Annotated in this window: 7 protein-coding genes; all 7 read right to left on the reverse strand. The window is 55.0% G+C overall.

What is annotated here, in order from left to right:
• Positions 1-15 precede the first annotated feature (15 nt).
• Complete coding sequence (locus J5067_RS05215; protein WP_264650600.1) at positions 16-828, reverse strand: hypothetical protein; 813 nt, start codon at positions 826-828, stop codon at positions 16-18.
• Positions 829-1,234: 406 nt separating this feature from the next.
• On the reverse strand, positions 1,235-1,699 hold the full coding sequence (imm40, locus tag J5067_RS05220; protein WP_264628038.1) for an Imm40 family immunity protein: 465 nt from the start codon (positions 1,697-1,699) through the stop codon (positions 1,235-1,237).
• A complete protein-coding gene (locus J5067_RS23270; protein ID WP_369076098.1) occupies positions 1,692-1,964 on the reverse strand; it encodes a VENN motif pre-toxin domain-containing protein in 273 nt (90 codons plus the stop codon). Before J5067_RS23270 ends, imm40 begins: the two co-directional genes overlap by 8 nt.
• Complete coding sequence (locus tag J5067_RS05225) at positions 1,949-2,308, reverse strand: hypothetical protein (RefSeq protein WP_264650601.1); 360 nt, start codon at positions 2,306-2,308, stop codon at positions 1,949-1,951. Before J5067_RS05225 ends, J5067_RS23270 begins: the two co-directional genes overlap by 16 nt.
• Before the next feature lie 128 nt (positions 2,309-2,436).
• The gene (locus J5067_RS05230) at positions 2,437-2,976 is read right to left on the reverse strand and encodes an immunity 42 family protein (protein WP_264628619.1); all 540 of its coding nucleotides are present in this window, start codon (positions 2,974-2,976) and stop codon (positions 2,437-2,439) included.
• Positions 2,973-4,670, reverse strand: coding sequence for a VENN motif pre-toxin domain-containing protein (locus tag J5067_RS23220; RefSeq protein WP_319802380.1), 1,698 nt, complete (start codon positions 4,668-4,670; stop codon positions 2,973-2,975). The genes J5067_RS05230 and J5067_RS23220 overlap by 4 nt, the downstream gene beginning before the upstream one ends.
• A gap of 404 nt (positions 4,671-5,074) precedes the next feature.
• A complete protein-coding gene (locus J5067_RS05240) occupies positions 5,075-20,467 on the reverse strand; it encodes a hemagglutinin repeat-containing protein (RefSeq protein WP_264650602.1) in 15,393 nt (5,130 codons plus the stop codon).
• Between the last annotated feature and the right edge of the window lie 41 nt (positions 20,468-20,508).

Raw genomic sequence — 20,508 nt, forward strand, 5'->3', positions numbered from 1 at the left:
CGTTGGCTGGCTCATTCAGTTGGTTAGCACACTGCGGATCACAGCTGCGGCTTGTTGTGGCGGCAGTGCAAGAATGTGGCGATACAGCTGTAATGTAATGTCACAGGCCTTTTTGCGATCGACCTGTTTTGCTGCAGGATCGACAATCATCTGCAAATCAGCGCCATATTGCCCATACAGCCGCTGTATTACCGGCTGTAATACTTGTGCGGCGGCAGCATTTTCTCGCGTTTTATCGGCGATTCTGGGAGAGGTATACGACGCAGCCACTAATTCACTGTCGGCACGCATTCGACGTTGAATAAGCGCAGCCGAATTCAGCGCTAGTGGATTCACCCCACCGCTGACAAAAGGGAAGAAAAATTTGAAACAGGCCTCATCGCTCTGCTGCTGAATATTCTCACCTTGTTCGAGCATCACTTTCAGCGTGGTGATAACGTTGTCATCAGGCGCAGGATACAGGCGCGACAGTAAAAAGGCCGATGAATCAGCCTGCACCAGATCGATCGCCTGCTGAAGATCTTTGCCCTCGGCTTTAGCGTCAACCACTTTTTCCTTGAGGGCTTGGTAGGTTTCCGGCGCATATTGCTTCATCGTTTGAAAAATAGGCAATTTCACCATTGATGATTCCGCATATTGCAATTCCAGCGAACGTGTTTTACCCGGCATCAGGTAAGCCGTATCAATCACATTCCACCCAATGATCGCTGCAACGAAGATAACAGCCCCCGTAGCCTTACCAATCCATTGTTTTTTCCTCATCCACGTGAGAATGCTTGCCACGACCAGCGCAACCGCCGCCGAGAAGAACACATGCTGCCAATTCATTGAAGCTCCTTGTCAATTTTTTTACGCTTTTGATGCGCTGAAAAGCGGCGCTCTTTATGCTCCAGGTAGCTTAGTATACCGCCGTTTTGCGGCGTGCCTTCTTTTAGGCAGCGTGGAGAGAGCACCGACAGATTGCTTTTCGCTTTCGGATAAATTATTGATAGTTTTGCCAGAATGCAGATCGTTTATGATGCTCTGGGCCACAAGGTCCGCCACAAACTCGCCGCTCGCCGCACCCAGTACTCCCCACCCGCAGCTCAGGCCAAAGGTCGCGGGCTGACAGATCTCTCCTATAACACCAGTCAGTCTACTATCGTCACTGTAGCGCACAGGCGACGGGTGACTTAGGTTGAACTGAGAGTCTGACCGGTAAAATGACGATCCCGGCGCTAGGGCCGGGATCATTTCAACCTTTTATTGTAAAGGTGATATAAATATTATCAGCTTGTAGTTTTCTTAAATGCTCTCTTGCATGATTGCAACTATCATAAGGTGTTACCAAATTACAGTGCCAGTCTGCATAAAAATTATTCATTTTATTATTTTCGCATTGATACACATCCCCGCCAAGTACTGTCCATTTAGCTTTTTCAAATAACTCCAGAGCTTCATTTGCGACAGATATCGGAAGCACTACATCATTAATCCCATCATCCAAAAGGCTTTTTCCACACCGAGCATATAATTCTAATATTTTATTAATCATATTGTCATCCTTAAAGAAATCACCTGCGCTAATAGAAATTCTCTTATCAGATGATTCAGAGATATAGTTAGTACCTGTATTTTCTACAGGTTGAGGGTTTATGAATATTCCATCATCTTTCCCTGGCTGAGATTCAGGAGAGATTGTAATAAGAGGATTACTCATGCCAGACTGATCCGGCGTCGTCAGCGTGGTGGCAGTGTTCTCCGTCGGGGCCGGGTTTTCCAGTATACTGACTATTGGTTAACCCGGCTGCGATACCCATCTGATGCATTACACCACGGCAGGTGGCATTCTTCACACAGGCTTCGAAGGCTTTTTCACCTGCTTTAACAATGATGCTCAGCGAGTTATTCTCAACCGCACTCCTGCCCGCCTGCGCACCACTGGCGGCTGAGGCCGTATCACCCGATGCTAAACCTGAAGCCAGCCCCCCGCATCCTTGCCTGAAAGCTGTGCCACCACCGCACCGACTATCGCGTGGCCCATCAGGTTGGCGGCTCTTTGCTCAGTGGTGGGTTCACCTTTGGCCTGCAGCGTAGCTTCTTTCAGCAACTGATCCAGATAAAGCGCGGCACTGCCTCTATCGTTTGCTTGATATCGCCGCCTGCCAATGCCGTATTGCTTCATCGCCTCTTTGTCTAGCGGCGTTTGCACTAAAGCGGCTTTGTACGCTGCCCATTCTTTATCTTTATCACTAGCTCTCTCTGCCTGGCATGAGCGGCACACCTCACCGGGCTCTTCCGCCTTTTTCAACGCACTTTGAGTGCGCACGACATCCACCACTCGACTGCCACTTTTCCCAATAGGCAGAGCCTAGCGCAGACGCTGTTGCTCTTTGTTAGAAATCGGACTCATGGCATTATCAGGCATCTACGATGTTAAAATATAAAATAAAAAAACTATATTGATGCGTAATAATCAATGGCCGATTTAATGATCCTATTCATTTCATCTTTATCTAAAATAACATCTACAATATATGGTTCTGAAACGTCCACCCAATGAAGCCCATTTGCACCTTCTTTTAAAATGCTTAATTTAGATCCTACAACCCGTATGTTATTTCCGTTGGAAATCGCAAAGAAAAAACAACAGTCGTTTTCTAAATTATATGTTGAGGCTTGATATCTATAGGAAGTAATAAAATCATCATGAATTTTTTCTTTCGATTTAACTCTTTCAGGCAACATGGTTTCTAACATTGTATAAAATGCTTTTCCTTTATCCATCAAGAATAAATTTATATCATTCACTGGTGATGTCAGTGCATTTCCATCAGATAGACAAAACACATCACCACCTAAAGTGGCAACTTTAGTTTTATCAGGGTATATGCTACCTTTCACACAAAAGTGGAATAATCCATTTTTATAACCATCTCCCCATTCAGGAATATATTCAATGAGAATAGCAAAGCGATTGGGATCTCCAAAAATCATGATTGCCTCCATTTACCTGGCAGACCTAATTGTTTCTTAATATCTGATGGAATATCACTTTTGGGTATTGCTACACTTTTATCTCCCGTACTACCTGACCAATGCCATGATCCATCATTAGTGTTAGTAAATTGATGTACATTACCTTCACTATCTAAGGAATATCTTTTTTTACCACTACCAATAGAATTTCCAAATAGCTCGATAGAGTTTGCTGGCTTCGTTCCGGCATCACGATTATATCCCATTTGACCAGGTGTGTGCTTCGGATTGGATTTATAATCTATTCCATTAGATGCTGTCGTTTTTTCTGCAACTGGGAGTGAACTTCCTTTGCCCCCCTTGCCAATCACCCCCAACGCTGCCAAGGACTTACCACCGACAGCGGAGCCCAGCCCTAATGCTTTTACCGCTTCTTTACCGTTTAGCGCAACCTTCACATAATCAGGCATCGCCTGATAGATCGCTCTGGCACTGTCTTCATTTTCTGCTAGTACAAAGCGGTCGAGCTGTGCGAGGTCATCGCTGCTTAGGCCAGAGAATATGGGTAACCGTTTAAGACTGTTCGCAATATCTGAACCCGCTGCTGCCTCAGACAATGTGCCATTGGCACAGAGCGGGTTGCCAGAGCAATCCTCAGCAACTGCTGATTCGCGGTTCTCCTTGCTGATTTCAGCATACTTTTCGTAAATAGCGAGTTTGTCTGTACCCTTCTTATCAGCTTCCTCAAGCTCTTTGAGCATATCCAGCACATTTTTAGAATTGAGATAATTATTCTCAACCGCATTCCGCCCGGCCTGCGCACCACTCGCGCCATCCGCCGTATTACCCGATGCCAATCCTGATGCCAGCCCTGCCGCCAGCGTCGACAATGCGCTGAGGGATTGCTTTTCGCTTTCGGACACATCCTTCACGTCTCTGCCATCGAACATCTTCTGACGAATAACCTCGGCGGCCAGTTCACCGCTCGCCGCTCCCAGTGCACCGGATCCCGCATCCTTGCCGGAAAGCTGCGCCACCACCGCACCGACTATCGCGTGGCCCATCAGGTTGGCGGCTCTTTGCTCCGTGGTGGGTTCGCCTTTGGCCGGCAGCGTGGCTTCTTTTACTAACTGCGCCAGATACGGCGCGGCACCTCCGGCTATCGCCTGCCTGATATCGCCGCCCGCCAGTGCCTGTATCGCCGCCGTCGCAGCCTGCGCCGCCTGCTGATAGCTACTGCCAACGCCGTATTGCTTCATCTCGTCTTTGTAGCTTTGCGTTTGCGTTAAAGCGGCCTTGTACGCAGCCCATTTCTTATCTATATCCTTATCGTTGGCATCATCTGCCGGGCGCGGGTACCCTACCTCACCGGACTCTTCTGCTTTTTTCAGCGCACGTTGCTCGCCTTCCGTGCGCACAATATCCATCACCTGACCGCCAATCTCCCCAATTAGCTGGGCCTGGCGCAGGCGTTGTTGCTCTTTCTCTTTGTTAAAGATCGGACTCAGGGCATTGTTGGCATGCTCCACGTCGTGGCTCAGCGTGGTCACATCCTGCTGCTGATTCGCCGTATCACGGATCAGCAGGCTGCCCTCGCTGACAGCGGCGTAGGTGGTGCTTGATGCACTGCCATTGCTGCCGAGCGACATCAGCGCCGAAGGCATTGTCATCGCCAGCGAAGAGAGCATATTGCCCTGCATCGACGGGCTCATACTGATACCCGCTCCCGAATGTTCTACCTTGAAGTCCGCCTTGTTGTCCAGCCCGCTCCAGCCCAGCGTGCCGGTTTCCAGTGCGTTTTTGTTTGCACTGACGGTGGTACTAAAAACCGGAGGGACTACAGATTGACAGGTAAAAAAAGCCCGGCCTTTTTAGAGGCCGGGGTATATATTACCAATTACTCTAAATCTTTCGGTAGTAGAAGAGCCAGTAGACAAATCCAACTCCAATCCCCACTGAACCTGTCTTCAATACCTTGTGAACGTTATCTCTCAAGTATCTCAACATCTGGTCCCCCCCCCCGATCCAATACCCAAGAACTTGAAAAACAAGACTTACAAAAATAAGCATTAGGGAGAAGGCAATGCATAAGTATAGTAGTACTAGTAATGATTTTTTACTTATTAACATTGCTATTATCCTTATTTTTTATGGAGTTTTGCAATTCATCAGAGAACCAGCCAGAAGCAGCTGAGTCGGCTATATTCCCTGAAAGAGAAGGGATATTACTTTGAGGAGCGGGTTTAGTTATTGTCCAAACGCCTGTTGGAACCCATTCATACTGCTTAGATATTGGATTGAGTTTTTTATCCATTGGTATTTTGATAATGTTACCAGCCGCATAACCTACTGATGCCCCAGTCTTACTTAGCAGAGCCCCCATAAACGGATCATCACCACTGATTTTCGCCTGATAATAACCGCCTGCTGCATTCCAAGTTACTGTTGGATTGTAGCCTTTACCTGCAGTAATTAGGCCGATAATTCCGGTTCCTATAACGTCAGATAATTTGACTTCACCCGTTTGGCTTGTTCCATATTGGATAGCTGTATTAGCAGCACTTGATACTCCCGCAGCGATTAATTGCTCTTTGACTCCAGCACTATTAGTGATGATGGCTTTACCGCCCATCACGGCAACTGGCCATGAAGTCGGATCGCTGATGACAGACAGTAGACGATCCCCGCTAGTGATATTCTCTTTCAGAAATTTTAGATCGGCTCCGTTGAGATAATTCACTAATGCCGCTGCATCAGGATCCTTCAGCTTTTCATCCAGCCGGAACTGCAATGGATGTGCATCATTGGCGACATTTGTATGAGCCTGAATAAGCTCTTCCCAGGTTACACAAGTAACCCCTCCGCCGATACAGGCTTCGGTTAGTTCCTTGCTATTCTTATTGCTAATCTCAATGTACTTTTCAACTACGGAGGTGCAGTCACTGCCTTTCGCTTTACAATCAGACAGTTCTTTATCCAGTTGTCGGGCTTCTTTAGAACTTAAGTAGTTATTCTCAACCGCATTCCGCCCGGCCTGCGCACCGCTCGCGCCATCCGCCGTACTGCCCGATGCCAATCCCGATGCTAACCCTGCTGCCAGCGTCGACAACGCGCTGAGAGATTGCTTTTCGCTTTCGGACAGATCCTTTACGTCTCTGCCATCGAACATCTTCTGACGAATAACCTCGGCGGCCAGTTCACCGCTCGCCGCACCCAGTGCACCGGCCCCCGCATCCTTGCCGGAAAGCTGTGCCACCACCGCACCGACTATCGCGTGGCCCATCAGGTTGGCGGCTCTTTGCTCCGTGGTGGGTTCGCCTTTGGCCGGCAGCGTGGCTTCTTTCACCAACTGCGCCAGATACGGCGCGGCACCTCCGGCTATCGCCTGCTTGATATCGCCGCCCGCCAGTGCCTGTATCGCCGCCGTCGCGGCCTGCGCTGCCTGCTGATAGCTGCTGCCAACGCCGTATTGCTTCATCTCGTCTTTGTAGCTTTGCGTTTGCGTTAAAGCGGCCTTGTACGCAGCCCATTTCTTATCTATATCCTGATCGTTGGCATCATCTGCCGGGCGTGGGTACCACCCTACCTCACCGGACTCTTCTGCTTTTTTCAGCGCGCGTTGCTCGCCTTCCGTGCGCACGATATCCATCACCTGAGCGCCAATTTCCCCAATAAGCTGGGCCTGGCGCAGACGTTGTTGCTCTTTCTCTTTGTTAAAGATCGGACTCAGGGCATTGTTGGCATGCTCCACGTCGTGGCTCAGCGTGCTCACATCCTGCTGCTGATTCGCCGTATCACGGATCAGCAGGCTGCCCTCGCTGACAGCGGCGTAGGTGGTGCTTGATGCACTGCCGTTGCTGCCGAGCGACATCAGCGCCGAGGGCATCGTCATCGCCAGCGAAGAGAGCATATTGCCCTGCATCGACGGGCTCATACTGATACCCGCTCCCGAATGTTCTACCTTGAAGTCCGCCTTGTTGTCCAGCCCGCTCCAGCCCAGCGTGCCGGTTTCCAGTGCGTTTTTATCCGCACTGGCGGTGGAGCCAATCACCGCGGCATCCAGTTGAGTATGTGCGCCCGTCTTGACGCTGTACCCCTCGCTGCCCGCAAACAGCCCGGTCTGCTGCTGCACGCTGTCAAAGTTGCTATGAATTTTGTCTTTGCTGAAACTCAGGTAGCCGCTGCCGGTCATCGAGCCGATGGAGAAACTGCCGCCTGCGGAAGCGCTGGTTTGCTTCGAGTCATAGCGCTCGCTGTCCTGCTGGCTTTGCAGCAGCAGATCGCGCCCGGTCACCAGTTCAATTCGTTCGCCACTCACCTGAGCACCGATGAGTTGTGTGTCGCGTCCGGCGTTCACTGTGGCTTTGTTGCCTGCATCCAGCGTGGTTTCAGACCAGGTATTGCCTTTGCCGGTTTCCCGTCCTTTTGAGACGTTGGCATTGGCGAAAATACTGATACCGAAACCGCTGTTGCCGACACCAATGCTGGCCCCGATGGCTCCACCGCTGCTCTTGTTGCTGCCTTCCATCGATTCCGTGTTGCGCGCGGAGAGCAGTTTGACGTCTTGCGCCGCGTTAAGGGCAATATCGCCCCCGGCTTTGACCTGACTGCCCGCGACCGTCACATCGCCGCTGCGCGCGGTGATCGCCACATCCTGCCCGGCATTGAGCGTGGTGCCAAAACTTTGCTGCTGTTCACTGCTTTGGCTGGATTTCGAGGTTTGTGCGCCAAGGGAAATGCTGACGCCAACAAACGCGTTTTCCCCTTTGTTGTTGAGATCCGACTGGCTGCCCTGATAGGCCTGATAGCCTGATAACCCCGCCTTCATGCTTTGCAACAGCGCCAAACGGCTATCACTTTCCTGCGTGGCGGCCTGAATACTTTGCACTGCGCTGTTGAGCGCTGAGCCGACCACACCAGAAAGAGCGATGGTGATGCCACTGCTCTTCTGCACCGTTTCCTGCTGCTGTTTGCGCAGGTCATAACCCGGTTGCAGACTGACGTCGCTGCCTTCCAGCCGGATATCTTTTTTCGCCACAATATCCGTGCCTTCAATACGCACTTGCTGCCCGGCTTTGATATCGACCGATTCAGTGGTACTGCCGATAGTGCTGACGCTTTGACTTTGCGTCGCCGCCTGATCGCGCATTTTTTGGCTCATCGAGGTGGAGCCAATGGTGAATCCAATGCCGCCGCTGCCGATCAAGCCGCTCTTTTTCTTCTGATATTCTTGATAATTGAGGTAGTTTTCCACGCTGGCGGCGGTGTTGACATCCTTCCCAGCCACAATCGCGACGTTTTTGTCCCCGGCGATGGCCGAGCCTTGCAGATTGACATCCTGACCGGCGGCAAGGGTTACGCTATCCCCGGACAGCAAGCTGGCTTTCTCGTTGGTTTGCTCGGTTTCTCGCAACGTGCGGGTGACCGTTTTCGAAAACGCTTTCTTTTTGACCTTGGTTTCTTCAAAGAAGGTGTGTTCAGTTTCCGTTGCTGAGACCAGATTGAGGTTTTTGCCTGCCTGCGCGGTCAATGCACCGCTGGCTGTGCCTTGTGCGGCTTGCAGATTGATATCATTGCCAGCACTAAGTGCCAGATTGCCCGCCGCCGTGACCGTGGTGCTATCTTGTTTTTCGGAACGCTGCCAGTCGGCATGGCGTTTCCAATTATTGGCGCTGTAGGTTTCCGTTTCCTCAGAAAGCAGGTTCAGATCCCGCCCGGCTGCCAGCGCTGCATTGCCTTTTGCGTTCAGGCTGGCAGCTTCTGCGGTGATGTCTTGCCCCGCTTTCAGGGAAAGCTCACCACCACTCAGTAACTGCGCGGCACTGATGCCCTGATTGGTGCGCTGCATCGCATTAACACCGCTGCGGCTGGCCGTTTCCGCCAGCGTCTGCTGCGCGCTGAGCAGAATATCCTGCCCGGCCGTCAAGGACAGGCCGCTGCCCGCCGTTACCCGGCTGGCATCAATCGTCAGGTCTTTGCCCGCCGTGGCGTTGAAGGCGTTGCCCGCCAGAATCTCGCTGCCCTGCACGGTAGTGCTACGCGTTGACGCGGTGCTGCCACCGTATTGATCCAAGCGGTTGTTGGTGAGCGTCAGGGATTCCAATGCCAGGTTGTTGCCTGCGGCCAGCGTCATGTCTTGCGCCGCACTGAGCGTCGCCGCCGTGTTGCGGATGTCGTTGCCCGCGGATAAATTCAGGCTGCCCGCCGCGCTGATGGTCGCGGTGTTTCCTAATCCGGTGTAGGTCAAGGCACCGCTTCCGGCGGCGGTTTGCCACTGGCGCGTCACCGTCTCGTTGACGATGTCGCCATTCACGCTCACCAGTTGCACCTGGTTGCCTTTGATTTGGCTGCTGGTGTTGGTGATATTGTTGAGCGCCACCAGATTCAGACCGCCATCGGAAGCGATGATGCCGCCCTGCTGGTTATCGATTTTATCGCCACTGGCGATGGCCAACAGCTCCACCGCTTTCAGGGTGCCGCTGTTGGTAACGCTGCCGCCCACTTTGAGATCGAGCGTGTTGGCGACGATGGCGCTGCCCTGCACATTGGTTTTATCCGCCTGCGCCAGATACAGCTTGGGGGCCAGCACCGTTTGACCATTAACCTCGACGTTTTCCCACCACACGATACTGTGCGTCAGTTGCGCTACCTGCGCGTCGCTCAGGCTGACGCCCAGCGTCAGGTTCAGCGCCTGTTGGGCGCTGGCGGCATTATCCAGCAGATATTGCATCTGTTGCAGATCGGTGCCCATGCCGTTGAGATAGCGCGTGCCGCTCTGGCTCAGCACCGCATTGCTGATATAGCGGGTATCGAAGGCAGCATCGCCCAAAAAGCGGTAATCCCGTTCTGCATCCAGATTCAGTTTGCCAAGCAGATATTCGGAGCCCAGCACCTTGTCGGCTTGTGTCCATTGGCTGGAGGTTTCAATCTGCGGTGCCGTCGTGGGTTTCTGTCCCAGCAGCGCATTGAGATCGTTAAACAGTTGGTTATCCACCTGCCCCAGTTGGTCCAGTTTGGGGTTGGTGTGGATCAGGTAGCGGCTGTCGCTGGCCGGATCGAGCACCATCAGGCCGTTGCCGCCGGTCGGCAGCGGATAGTCGACCGGCGCGTTGTTATTCAGGTTTTGCAGCCCGTTCTGGATTTCGGCCAGCAGTGCGTTAGGCGACAACGGCGCAGTGCCTGACACATTTTCCACCTGCGGCTTGAGCGGATCGAGGGTGACGCTGCCCGGTTGAGCTACCGCAATAGGCGTCTGCGTCGCGCTGGTTTGCGATGACACTGGCACAATATTCGGTTGGGCAAGGTTAATGTCGGTGTGGATCGCCACCGGTGCAGAACCCAGTGTATCGGTAGCGCTAAGTGCGCCACCCGTAATCGGCTGAATCGCCCCGCCGGTTTGCGCCGTTTGTGCCTGTTCCGGCCCTTGCAGCGTCAGGGTTTGCGCGGTGATACCCTGCTGCGGGGCATTGAGCTGGCTATTGCCGGTGGTCAGCGTGTCAGTATTCAGCGTGGTTTGGCTAACGGGTGCCAGTGACAACGTTTTTCCGGCTGCCGTCACCGTGGCATTCGAATCCGACAGCGTGGCAGAACTGCCGGGCGCGCTGCGCAGATCGATCAGCGTAGTGGTGGTTGAGGTGATTTTTCCTGACAGCGCTTTGGCGTTCTGCTGCTGCACGCCGGAAAGCGCCTGCGTGGAGGACAGCGTCGGCGCTATCGTCGTTGGGGTATAATTGCCGTTGCCCGCTTGCACCGTGGTATTGCTGATATCGTGCGTTACATTGGCGGAAATGGTGCCGCCGGCCTGGATTAGGGCGTTGTAGGATTGGTTAGCTGTAACTTCAGTTCTTGGTGTTCCTTCCAAGGTAAATACAATTACGTTTTGCTCCCAGCGAGGGCTAGAAACATTAGTCCATTTCTCGGTATATGTTGTCTCCCATTCCCACTGGGGGTGGGAGATTATTGGCGCTTGTCCATTATATTTATAAACAGCATACTCTTTTGAAGATCCTGCCAGGTAAGATATATTATTGATCTGCCCCCCTTCGATACTAATGTTTTTTTTCGCCGTAACTTCTGATGCAGAGTTAATTAAGTTACTAGCCATGAAGTAAATGCTACCGCTGGAATTTATCTTGGCTTGCCCAGAAGTAGCCTCTACATTTACTGATTTTTCTGATATCAAATATTCTTTTCTATCATACCCTGCATACATAGCAGGTTTCCAAAGGGTCACATAAGTCTCAAGACCCCAATCATTGTCATAAACACGAGTGCTCTCCTGGATTTCATCGTAATATCCCACGCCAACATAATTAAGTTGTTCAGGTCTGATAACCAACGTCGTCCCCGTCGGTTTAATCTCCTGAGACGACACATCCACTTCGGTCTCAGTGACCACAAACCCTTCCCGCTGATTGGTCAGGTCGCCGGTGACAATGGTGATATCGCCGTTTTGCGTTTCGATGGTGCCGGAGCTGTTGAGGACTGAGGTATTGGCGTTGCCCTGCGCGTCACGCTGAATCCACAGGTCTTTGCCCGCCAGAATAGTGCCGAGGCGGTTGGTGACGCTGTCCGTCAGCAGCCGCATGGTGCCGCCAGCATACAGCAGGCTGGTGTTTTCCAGTGCGCCACCGGCTTTGACCAATAGATCCCCAGCGGTGCCGATAAAACCGTGATTGGTGGCGCGGGTATCACTTTCCAGTGTCAGGTTGCCACCGGTTTGAATGCTGCCCGCCTCTGCCTGTTGGAAAGTGTGCGCCGTAATGCGTGACTCTCCGGCACCGGACACAATCGAACCCTGATTGCTGAAATTACCGCTGCTGGTGAGCAGCACGGCGTCGCCTTGCAGCGTGCCGCGCTGATCGAAATCACCGTTAACCGTGACCGACAGGCGTTTGCCCGCCGCCATTTGCTGAGTAAACAACAAAGGTGCGGTAAAGGTGGCATCGAGGTTGCCCAGCGCCAGCAGTTGGCCCTGCTGGTTCAGCTCAGCGGTGTCGAGCAGCAGATCCTGTGCGCTGAAGATTTTGCCGCCTTGCAGGTTGGTCAAACGCTGTGTATGCAGCGCCAGTTGGGTTAAACCGAGCAGCGTGCCCTGATTTTCCAATTGATCGGCAACGATCTCCAACTGCTGCGCCTGTAGCGTGCCCTGATTACGCCACTGAGGGATATGCAGGCTGAGTTTTTCCTGTGCCACCATCTGGCCCTGCTGCGTCAGTTGCTGACTCTGCACCGCCAATTCTCGCGCTTGCAGATACCCCAGGTTGTTGAGCAGATTCGCGCTTAACGTGGCATTACCGCCGGACAGCACTTGGCCCGGTGTCTGGTTGGTGAGCGTAGTACGCCCGGCCAGCGTCACGTCATCGCTGCCCTGAATCAGCCCGGCGTTGTTGAGCGTTTCCCCGTGCAGATCGACAGTGGCCGCGCTGATCGTACCCCGGTTGTCGATTGCCGCTGCGTCAGCGCGCAGCGTACCGTCACTGCTGATGACTGCGCCGGAGGCATTGCTCAGCGTGCCACCCAGTGTGAACTGGGCCGACTGTTGCCCGCGCAGCCTGCCCTGATTGGTGACCGCTTGTGCAGTGAGCAGCAGTTGCTGCCCCTGAACCGTGCCCGCATTGTCTACCGCGTTGGCCGCTAACGTCAGCGCACCGCCGCTCGCCACTTCACCGGTACCGTTGTTAACAAAATCCCCACTCAGGGATATATCGGCCTGATTAACCCCGAGCAGTTGCGCCCAGTTTTCCGCCTGTTGTGCGGTTAAATGCAATACGTCCGACTGCCACAGCCCCAGATTGCTAAAGCGTCCGGTGCTCAGCACACCGTCGCCACCGCTCAATAAACGGGCATTGCTCAGGTTATTGATTTGATCGCTGTAGCGGAGTTCGAAACCGCTCAGCCCGGTCAACAGCCCTGCGTTATCAAAGCGCGTGCCGGTGCCGTTGATGCTGCCTTGCGAGAACAGCTCTCCCTGATTGCGCAACTGATCAACCTTGAGCGTCATGCCATTGAGCCCGGCCAGCAGCCCGCTGTTTTCCAGAGCGTCACCATCGATCTGTAGCGTGCCCGCTTGCCACAAGCCCGCATTATCAATCTGCTGTGCGGATACCGTGGCGCTGCCCTGACTCAGCAGTTGCCCGTTCTGTAACCCGCGATAGTGGCTCAACCCGCTCAGCGAGAGGGATTGCGTTCCCTGAATGCGCGCGGCGTTATCCAACGTCGCAGCCTGTAATTGCAGCGTATTGCCCTGCATCAGCCCCTGGTTATTGATGCTGCCACTGCGCACAACCTCATCGCCGTGGCTGAGCAGTTCACCTCCTGCGCGGTTGGTCAGCGTGCCCGTATTGGTCACGTCTACCCGTTCCACGCCTAACAGGCGCCCACCGTTATCCAGCGTGTCGCTGGTGACCGTCAGGCGCTGTGCCGCAATCTCGCCATCCAGTGTGAGTTGTTTGGCATTGATAGCGCCTTGCCCATCGCTCAGCAGTGCCGAGAGCGCACTGCCCCAGTAGCCGGTGGCCGCATCAAGCTGAAACTGCTGTTTACCTAGCAGCGTTCCCTGATTGCGCACCTCATCCGCAGTGAGCAGTAATGTATTGCCCTGCAAGAAACCCTTGTTATCGATGCGCTGTGCGTTCGCATTCAGCGTCGTGCCAGCGAGCATCTGGCCGTTAGTTCCCATGGTGAGCGTATCGGTCAGCGTCAGGGTGATACCCTGTGCGCCCACCAATGCACCTTGCTGATCGAAGGTGCTGCCTGTGAGCGTGATATCTTGTCCCTGCCAATGGCCCTGATTGCTCAGATGTTCACCGGACAACGCCAGCGTTCCACCGGTGACAAGCCGTCCCGCGCCCTGATAATTACCGCTCAGGGTTAATGCGCCGTCAGCGATAATATCGCGGGTATTAAGCAGGGTGTCGCCCGTCAGCGTCGCCTTGCCGAGCGTGGAGAGTGTGCCGCTGTTTTCAATGGCGTTAGCGCTTATCTGGCTGTCGCCGCCGCTCACCAGCGTGCCCTGATTCAACAATTTACTGGGAGACGTCGTCGCATTGAGCGCCACTGAAATACCGTGGTCGCCTTGAATGCGCCCGGTATTGATCAACTGGTTGCCTTGCAACACAAGCGCGTTTGCTTGCCATTCGCCCTGATTCACCGACCGTGCAGCGTTGAACGTCGCCAGCCCGGCAGAAAGCAGTTTGCCGTTCTGCCGGTTGGTCAAACTGTCGCCGATACTGAGCGTCAGCGCATCCAGCCCTAGCACCTTACCCTGATTATCCAATACTGCCGCATTAACACCGACCTGACGCCCTTCCAGTGATCCCGCCTGTTGCACGTTATTAGCGGTCACCTGTACTGTGCCGCTGCCGCCAATCTGGCTGCGGTTATCCAACTGATCAATCAGCGTCAGTTGCAGGTCGTCAACGCCGAGCAGTTGGCCCTGATTGAGGGCAGAAAGTGCGGCGATCGCCAAGCGCTGGCTGCTGATGTTACCGCTGTTTTCCAGCGTCTGGTTCAGGCGCAGTGAAGCGGTGTCATACCCTGTCAGTTGCCCAAGGTTAGTCAGCGTATCGGCAATCAACGTCAGGGCCTTGCTTTGCAGCGCGCCCGCGTTGGTTAAGGCATTATTCAGCGTGACAGTCAGCACCTTAACGCCGGTTATCGTGCCACGGTTTTCCGCCTGCTGCGCGGTGGCGGTCAGGTGGTTGCTGTTCAGCGTGCCACGGTTGTCAAGACGCTGCGCAAGCGTGAGATCCAGACTGTCGACACCAGTGATGTCGCCCTGATTATCGAGCGAGCCCGCGCCGAGCGTTAATGCTGAGCCATATAGCGTACCGTTGCCGGTGTTATGCAGCGCACCGCTAGCGAGCAGAGTAAATGCATCAATGCCGTTGATCTGGCCGTCGTTTTCGATGTTTTCGGCATTCAGCGTCAGCAGATAGCTGTTGATGGTTCCTGCGTTGTTAAGCCCGGCATCGAGCAGCAGGTGCATCGCTTTCACGCCAGTGAGTGCCCCCTGATTGGTGACATGATCTGCATAAAGGGTCACGTCATCGCCCAGCAGACTGCCGCTGTTGGTGAGCGTCAGGCCGCGCACATCGAGGTTTTTTCCCTGCCAGACACCGGCGTTTTCCAGTGAGTCGCCGCGAAAGGTCAGTTGACCATCGGTGGTCAGATTGCCCGTGCCACGGTAGTTGCCTTGCAGCGTTACGCCTTCGCTGGCAACAATGTTACCGCTGTTGAGCAGGCTATTGGCCGTCAACCCACTCTGACCTTGGCTGGAGATCACGCCGCTGTTGTCGATCAGCGCGGCGGCCAGTTGGCTGGAGCCACCAGAAATCAGGCGGCCTTGATTATGTAATGTGCTGTGCGGATCGGCAGCGAGATCCATCGTCAGCGCGCTGTTACCCTGAATGCGTCCGCTATTGGTGACGCGCGCGGCGCTGAGCAGCAGGCGATCGGCTTGCCATTCCCCCAGATTGGTGACGTCAGCGGCATGCAGCGTCGCCACGCCCTGCGACAGCAGTTTGCCGGTTTGCTGATTGTTCAGCCCACCTTGCACATCCAACGTTAACGCAGCGAGTCCGAGGATCTGCCCCGCGTTATCCATCTGCTGCGCATCCATGTGCAGGCGCTCTGCCTGCACCGTGCCCTGATTATCCAAACGCGCGGCCTGAATGACGCTTTCGCCCTGCGACAGCCATTTACCGCTGTTTTTCACCTCAGCCACAATCGCCAGCGTCAGTGCATCAACGCCGAGCAGCGTACCGCTATTATCCAGCGTATCCGCGTGGAGGGTCAGCGTTTGTGCTTCCAGCGTGGCAGCTTGCTGCACCTGCCCAGCATCGACGCGCAGCGCGCCCTGTCCGCTGATCAAACCGCGATTATTCAACTGCGATTGCAGGTGCAGATAACCGTTTTGGGTGGCAACAATATTGCCGTCGTTAGCGAATGCGTTTGCATCAAGCATCAGCTGACGGCCAGCCAGCGTACCGCTATTGTAAACATCCCCGAGCACGTGCAATTCCAGCGCGGTTGCGCCGGTTACCTTGCCATCGTTGAGCAGATTGAGCGCATCAACACCGAGCCGTTGACTGTAGAGCGTGCCGCTATTTTCAAGATCCTGCGCGACGGCCAGCGCCAACTGCGCTTTTCCCGATACATCACCGCTATTGGCAATACGTTCAGCGACAATAGCAACATTTTCACCGCTGATGGCACCATCATTATTCAGTACGGAGCTCAGTTCAGCGTTCAGGGTGGTTAATGCCGTAATATCACCGTGGTTACGCAGCGAATGCGCGCCAATGTGCATTGCGTCACTGAGCAGCGTACCGCGGTTTTCTATCTGTTGTCCGTTCAGGTGCAGTTCCCCGCCGGATAGCAACGTGCCCTGATTGGTTAAGCTTGGTTGCGCGGTTTGCGCGCCAAGCGCGGCAATACGCCCGGTGAGCGGTGCCGGTGTTACAACCGTTTCAATGCTTAACAGCGCATCACCCTGCATGCGCCCTTGATTATCAAACCGGTTGGCCTGCACCACCAACTGCGACGCCTGCCATTCACCGAGGTTGACCACATTTGCTGCATTGATGCTGGCAATGCCCTGGCTAAACAGTTTGCCGGAAGCGCTGTTATCAAGGCGCTCCGCTAAGGTCAGCGTCAACGCATCAACCCCCAGCATGCTGCCACTGTTGGTCAAGCGCGCCGCATTGACATCAATACGTTTTGCCTGCCACTGCCCGGTATTCTCCAGTGCCGTGGTTTGAATGCTGGCATCACCCTGACTGAGCAAATAACCACTGTTGAAGATAGCGTCGGCGACATGCAGGGTTAACGCCTCTACACCCAGCAATTTGCCGCGGTTGTCCAGCGAGGCGGCATTCAGCGTCAGACGCTGCCCTTCCAGCGTACCCCACTGCTGGAGACGCTCCGCTGTTGCCTCCACCGCTCCCTGTGCCGTGATAACGCCGCTGTTGTCGAGGCTGTCGGCCAGATGCAGTTCCATTGCGTGCTGGCTGGCAAGTGAACCGCTGTTGGTGAGCGTGGTTGCACGCAGCGTCATATCGCCCGCATTGACGTTGCCACGGTTATCCATGTTGCCCAACGTCAGCGCGAGCGTTTGGTCTGCGTCAATCTGACCGTTATTGAACAGATCGGTCAGCGACAGCGCTACCACGTGGGCGCGTAACGTGCCGTTGTGGGTAAATCGGGTGGCGTTCACCGTCAGGCTATCCGCCTGCCACTCACCGTTTTGGCTTAACCGCTCGCCGTGAAGCGCCAACTGCGCCGCCGTGCTGAGCGAGCCGTTGCCTTGATAGTTACCGTGCAGCGTCAGATTGTCGCTGGCGCTAATGCTGCCGTCATTTTGCAGCGACAAGGCGTCAAACAGCGCCGCACCACGGCTGGAGATGGCCCCCTGATTGTCCACACTGGCCGCGCGCAAAGTGCTGTTGCCACCGGCGCTTAACGTTCCGGCATTGCCCATTGCACCGTCCAGCGTGAGCGTCAACGCATCCGCGCTCTGAATGGCTCCGGCGTTGGTCAGCGAATGTGCTGTCAGCGTGATGTTTTCTGCCTGCCACTCACCCAGATTAGTTATCTGCGCGGCATGCAGCAGCGCGCTGCCGCGCGATTGCAATTTCCCGGTCGCGAGGTTATCTAGCGCCGCAGTGGCGCTCAGCGTGAGTGCATTGGTGCCCAGCAGTGTGCCCGCGTTGCGCAGCGTTTGCGCCGTTAGCGCCAACGCATTGCCCTGCCATTGTCCGTCATTGCTGAGCTGCCGCGCACTGGCGGTGATCGTCCCATGGCTGAGCACCTCGCCGCCGTTGCTTAATCGCTCATCGACGGCGAGAGTGAGTGCCTCGGTGCCCATCAGCACGCCCTGATTATCCAGGTCGCCGCTCAGTGTAATCGACAGACGGTTTGCCCCCGCCATCTGCCCACGGTTGGTCAAGGCGGTTCCCGCCGCGCTTAACGTTAACCCTTGCAGGTCGCCGTCATTGATCAGCGTAGGTGCGAACAGATCGAGGGCGTTGGCCGCGAGAATCGAACCGCTGTTGCTTATGCGTTCACTGGCCGAGATACCCAGCGAGCCCAACGATTGGAGCCGCCCCTGATTGATAAGGGTGTCACCTTGCCACTCGAGCGCAGCGGATTGCCAACTGCCGCTGTTGACCAGCGAAGCGCCCGACAGCACACCGTTGCCGCCCAGCACCATTTGTCCTTGGTTGCGCCAATCCGTCACCTGAATGTCGCCGTCGCCGCGAATACCGACGCTGCCTTGTTGCAGCCAGCGCTGCGCTTTCATCACAAACTGTTGTGCCTGAATGTCGCCCTGCGTGTCCGCCGTCGCGGCATCAAGCGCCAGTTGCCCGCCCGCCAACAGCGTGCCCGCGTCGGTTTGCGTTAATGCTTCCGCCACCGCGATGTCAGCATCCCGGGTCGCTTGCACGTTGCCCTGATTGCGCAGGCTGTCCGCCTTCAGGTGGAGATCCGCCGCGCTCAGCGTGCCCTGATTATCGAGGTGTCCGGCCTGTACCCGTAAGTCGTGCCCGGACTGCACCATCCCGCGATTGGTCAGCGTGCTCCCCAGCGCCAACGTCATTTTCTCGCCCGCGCTCAGCGTACCGCTGTTATTCAGCGTGCCGCCCTGTAAGGCAATCAGCCGTTGGGCATTGAGAACCCCCGCGTTATCAAGCGTCTCGGCCTGCACCTCAAGCTGCTGTTCGGCAATCACATCGCCCTGATTTTGCAGTGACTGGACGTTAAGCGTGATGTTTTCCGCCTGCACCTTACCCTGATTGAGCATGCTGAGTGACGTCAGTGAGAGCGCATCACCGGCCAGCAGGTGGCCCTGATTATCCAATACGCCCTGAAGCTCCAACGCCAGCGCCCGGCTGGCGCTGAGCGTGCCCGCATTGCTCAACGCGTTGCCCTGAAGCTGAAACGTCTGGCCTGCGGCCAGCGAGCCGCGGTTATTCAGGGTTGCACCCTGCCAGGTAAGGTCGCCACGCGCGGCGATATCCCCGAGGTTGGTCAAGGCATCCAGTTGTAGCGTGATAGTGTCAGCAGCGAGCATACCGCGCTGGGTCAAAGTACCGCCATTCACCCGCAATGCATTGCCCGCCGTCATCGCGCCGGACCATTCACCTTGCTGTGACAGACCGAGGTTTGCCCCGTTTTTCGCCTGCCACTTGGCACTGGATTCCCCCTTCAGCGTGTGTGCCTCCAGGTGAATATCCTGTGCGTCAGCCTCCCCGGCCAACGTTAGCGCGCTGCCTTGTAATGTCAGTTGTCGACCGGCCTTGATGCCGCTTTTCGCATCCTGCGTGAGCGCGTTTGTTGCCTGCACCACTACATTGCCAGCGGCAAGTTGGGTTGATGAAAGGGTGACATTGTCACTTTTTAATCTGAGATTCTGCTCATCGCCGACCGTGCCCTGAGCGTTCACACCGGCACTGAGCGTGCTGTTGCTGGCCTGCAACCTACCGCCAGCCTGCGCGTCAATCTGCTTTCCGGCACGCAGCGTGGCATCTTTTATGTTGATATCCTGTTGCGCACTCAGGGTGAGCGCACCGCCAGCCTGCTGCTTGCCTTGCAGTGCCAACGTATCACCCGCCGCGCTCAGGTTGCCCTGCGCCACCGCATCGCCGACGCGCAACGTTCCGTTCGCCGAGAGCGTAATATCACCGCTGCGCGCACTGATATTGCCCAGATTGACGCCTACGCCCTTATCATTGGAAATCAGTACGATACGGTTGCTGTACATGCCGCCCAGCGCACCACTGTCCAGCGCCACTTTTACGCCATCCTGCGGAGCAGTTTGTGCCGTTATCGAACCGTCCGCGTTGACCTGATTCGCGCCTAACACCACACGTACATCGTTGCCGTTTAGTCCGGCATCAATTTGCGCGGTACGGGCAATCAGGCTCAGGTAATCGCTCTTGCTGGCGTCCAGCCCTTGCCCGCTTAGCGTAATATCGCCGCGCTGCACGTTAATGCTGTGTAAGTTCCCCTGAGCATCCAACTGCGGCGTGCCCGTGGTTAAGGTGACGTTAGGCGTGTTAATAAACCCGCAGCCATCGCAGGTGATGCCGTTAGGGTTGGCAACAATCACGCTGGCCTGTTTGCCACCCACCTCCAGGTATCCCGCCAATTGACTGCGCTGGGTTGATACCACTTCGTTAATGATGGCGTCGGCGGCTTTGCCTTTAAGGTTGGGGTTATTCTGAATCAGGCCGCCGAGTTGGGTTGCAGTAAGCTGATCGGTGCCGTTGTTGAGGATCAGCCCTTTTTTATCCACATTGAAGTCGTGGTATTGATTATGAGAAACACCTGCCGCATTGGGTGTGGCGATATTGATGACCGGCACACCGTTACCCGCTTTATCAACCGCGGTGTTACCGGTCGCTACATTGACGCCCGCCGCGAAAGTCGGTAACAACGGTTGCCAGGCAATCAACCCCATAAGGAGATAAGTCATGTAGCGCTGCGCAGTGTTAATCGTTCTCATCCCTGACCTCTTGTAGCCACCTGGTACATTGATAAAAAAAT

The sequence above is a fragment of the Candidatus Symbiopectobacterium sp. NZEC151 genome (assembly GCF_025962655.1).
In the GTDB taxonomy this organism is placed as follows: domain Bacteria; phylum Pseudomonadota; class Gammaproteobacteria; order Enterobacterales; family Enterobacteriaceae; genus Symbiopectobacterium.

Coding starts and splice junctions, on each gene's coding strand:
- J5067_RS05215 (WP_264650600.1), bottom strand. CDS start 828: ATGAATTGGCAGCATGTGTTCTTCTCGGCGGCGGTTGCGCTGGTCGTG.
- imm40 (WP_264628038.1), bottom strand. CDS start 1,699: ATGAGTAATCCTCTTATTACAATCTCTCCTGAATCTCAGCCAGGGAAA.
- J5067_RS05230 (WP_264628619.1), bottom strand. CDS start 2,976: ATGATTTTTGGAGATCCCAATCGCTTTGCTATTCTCATTGAATATATT.
- J5067_RS23220 (WP_319802380.1), bottom strand. CDS start 4,670: ATGAGCCCGTCGATGCAGGGCAATATGCTCTCTTCGCTGGCGATGACA.
- J5067_RS05240 (WP_264650602.1), bottom strand. CDS start 20,467: ATGAGAACGATTAACACTGCGCAGCGCTACATGACTTATCTCCTTATG.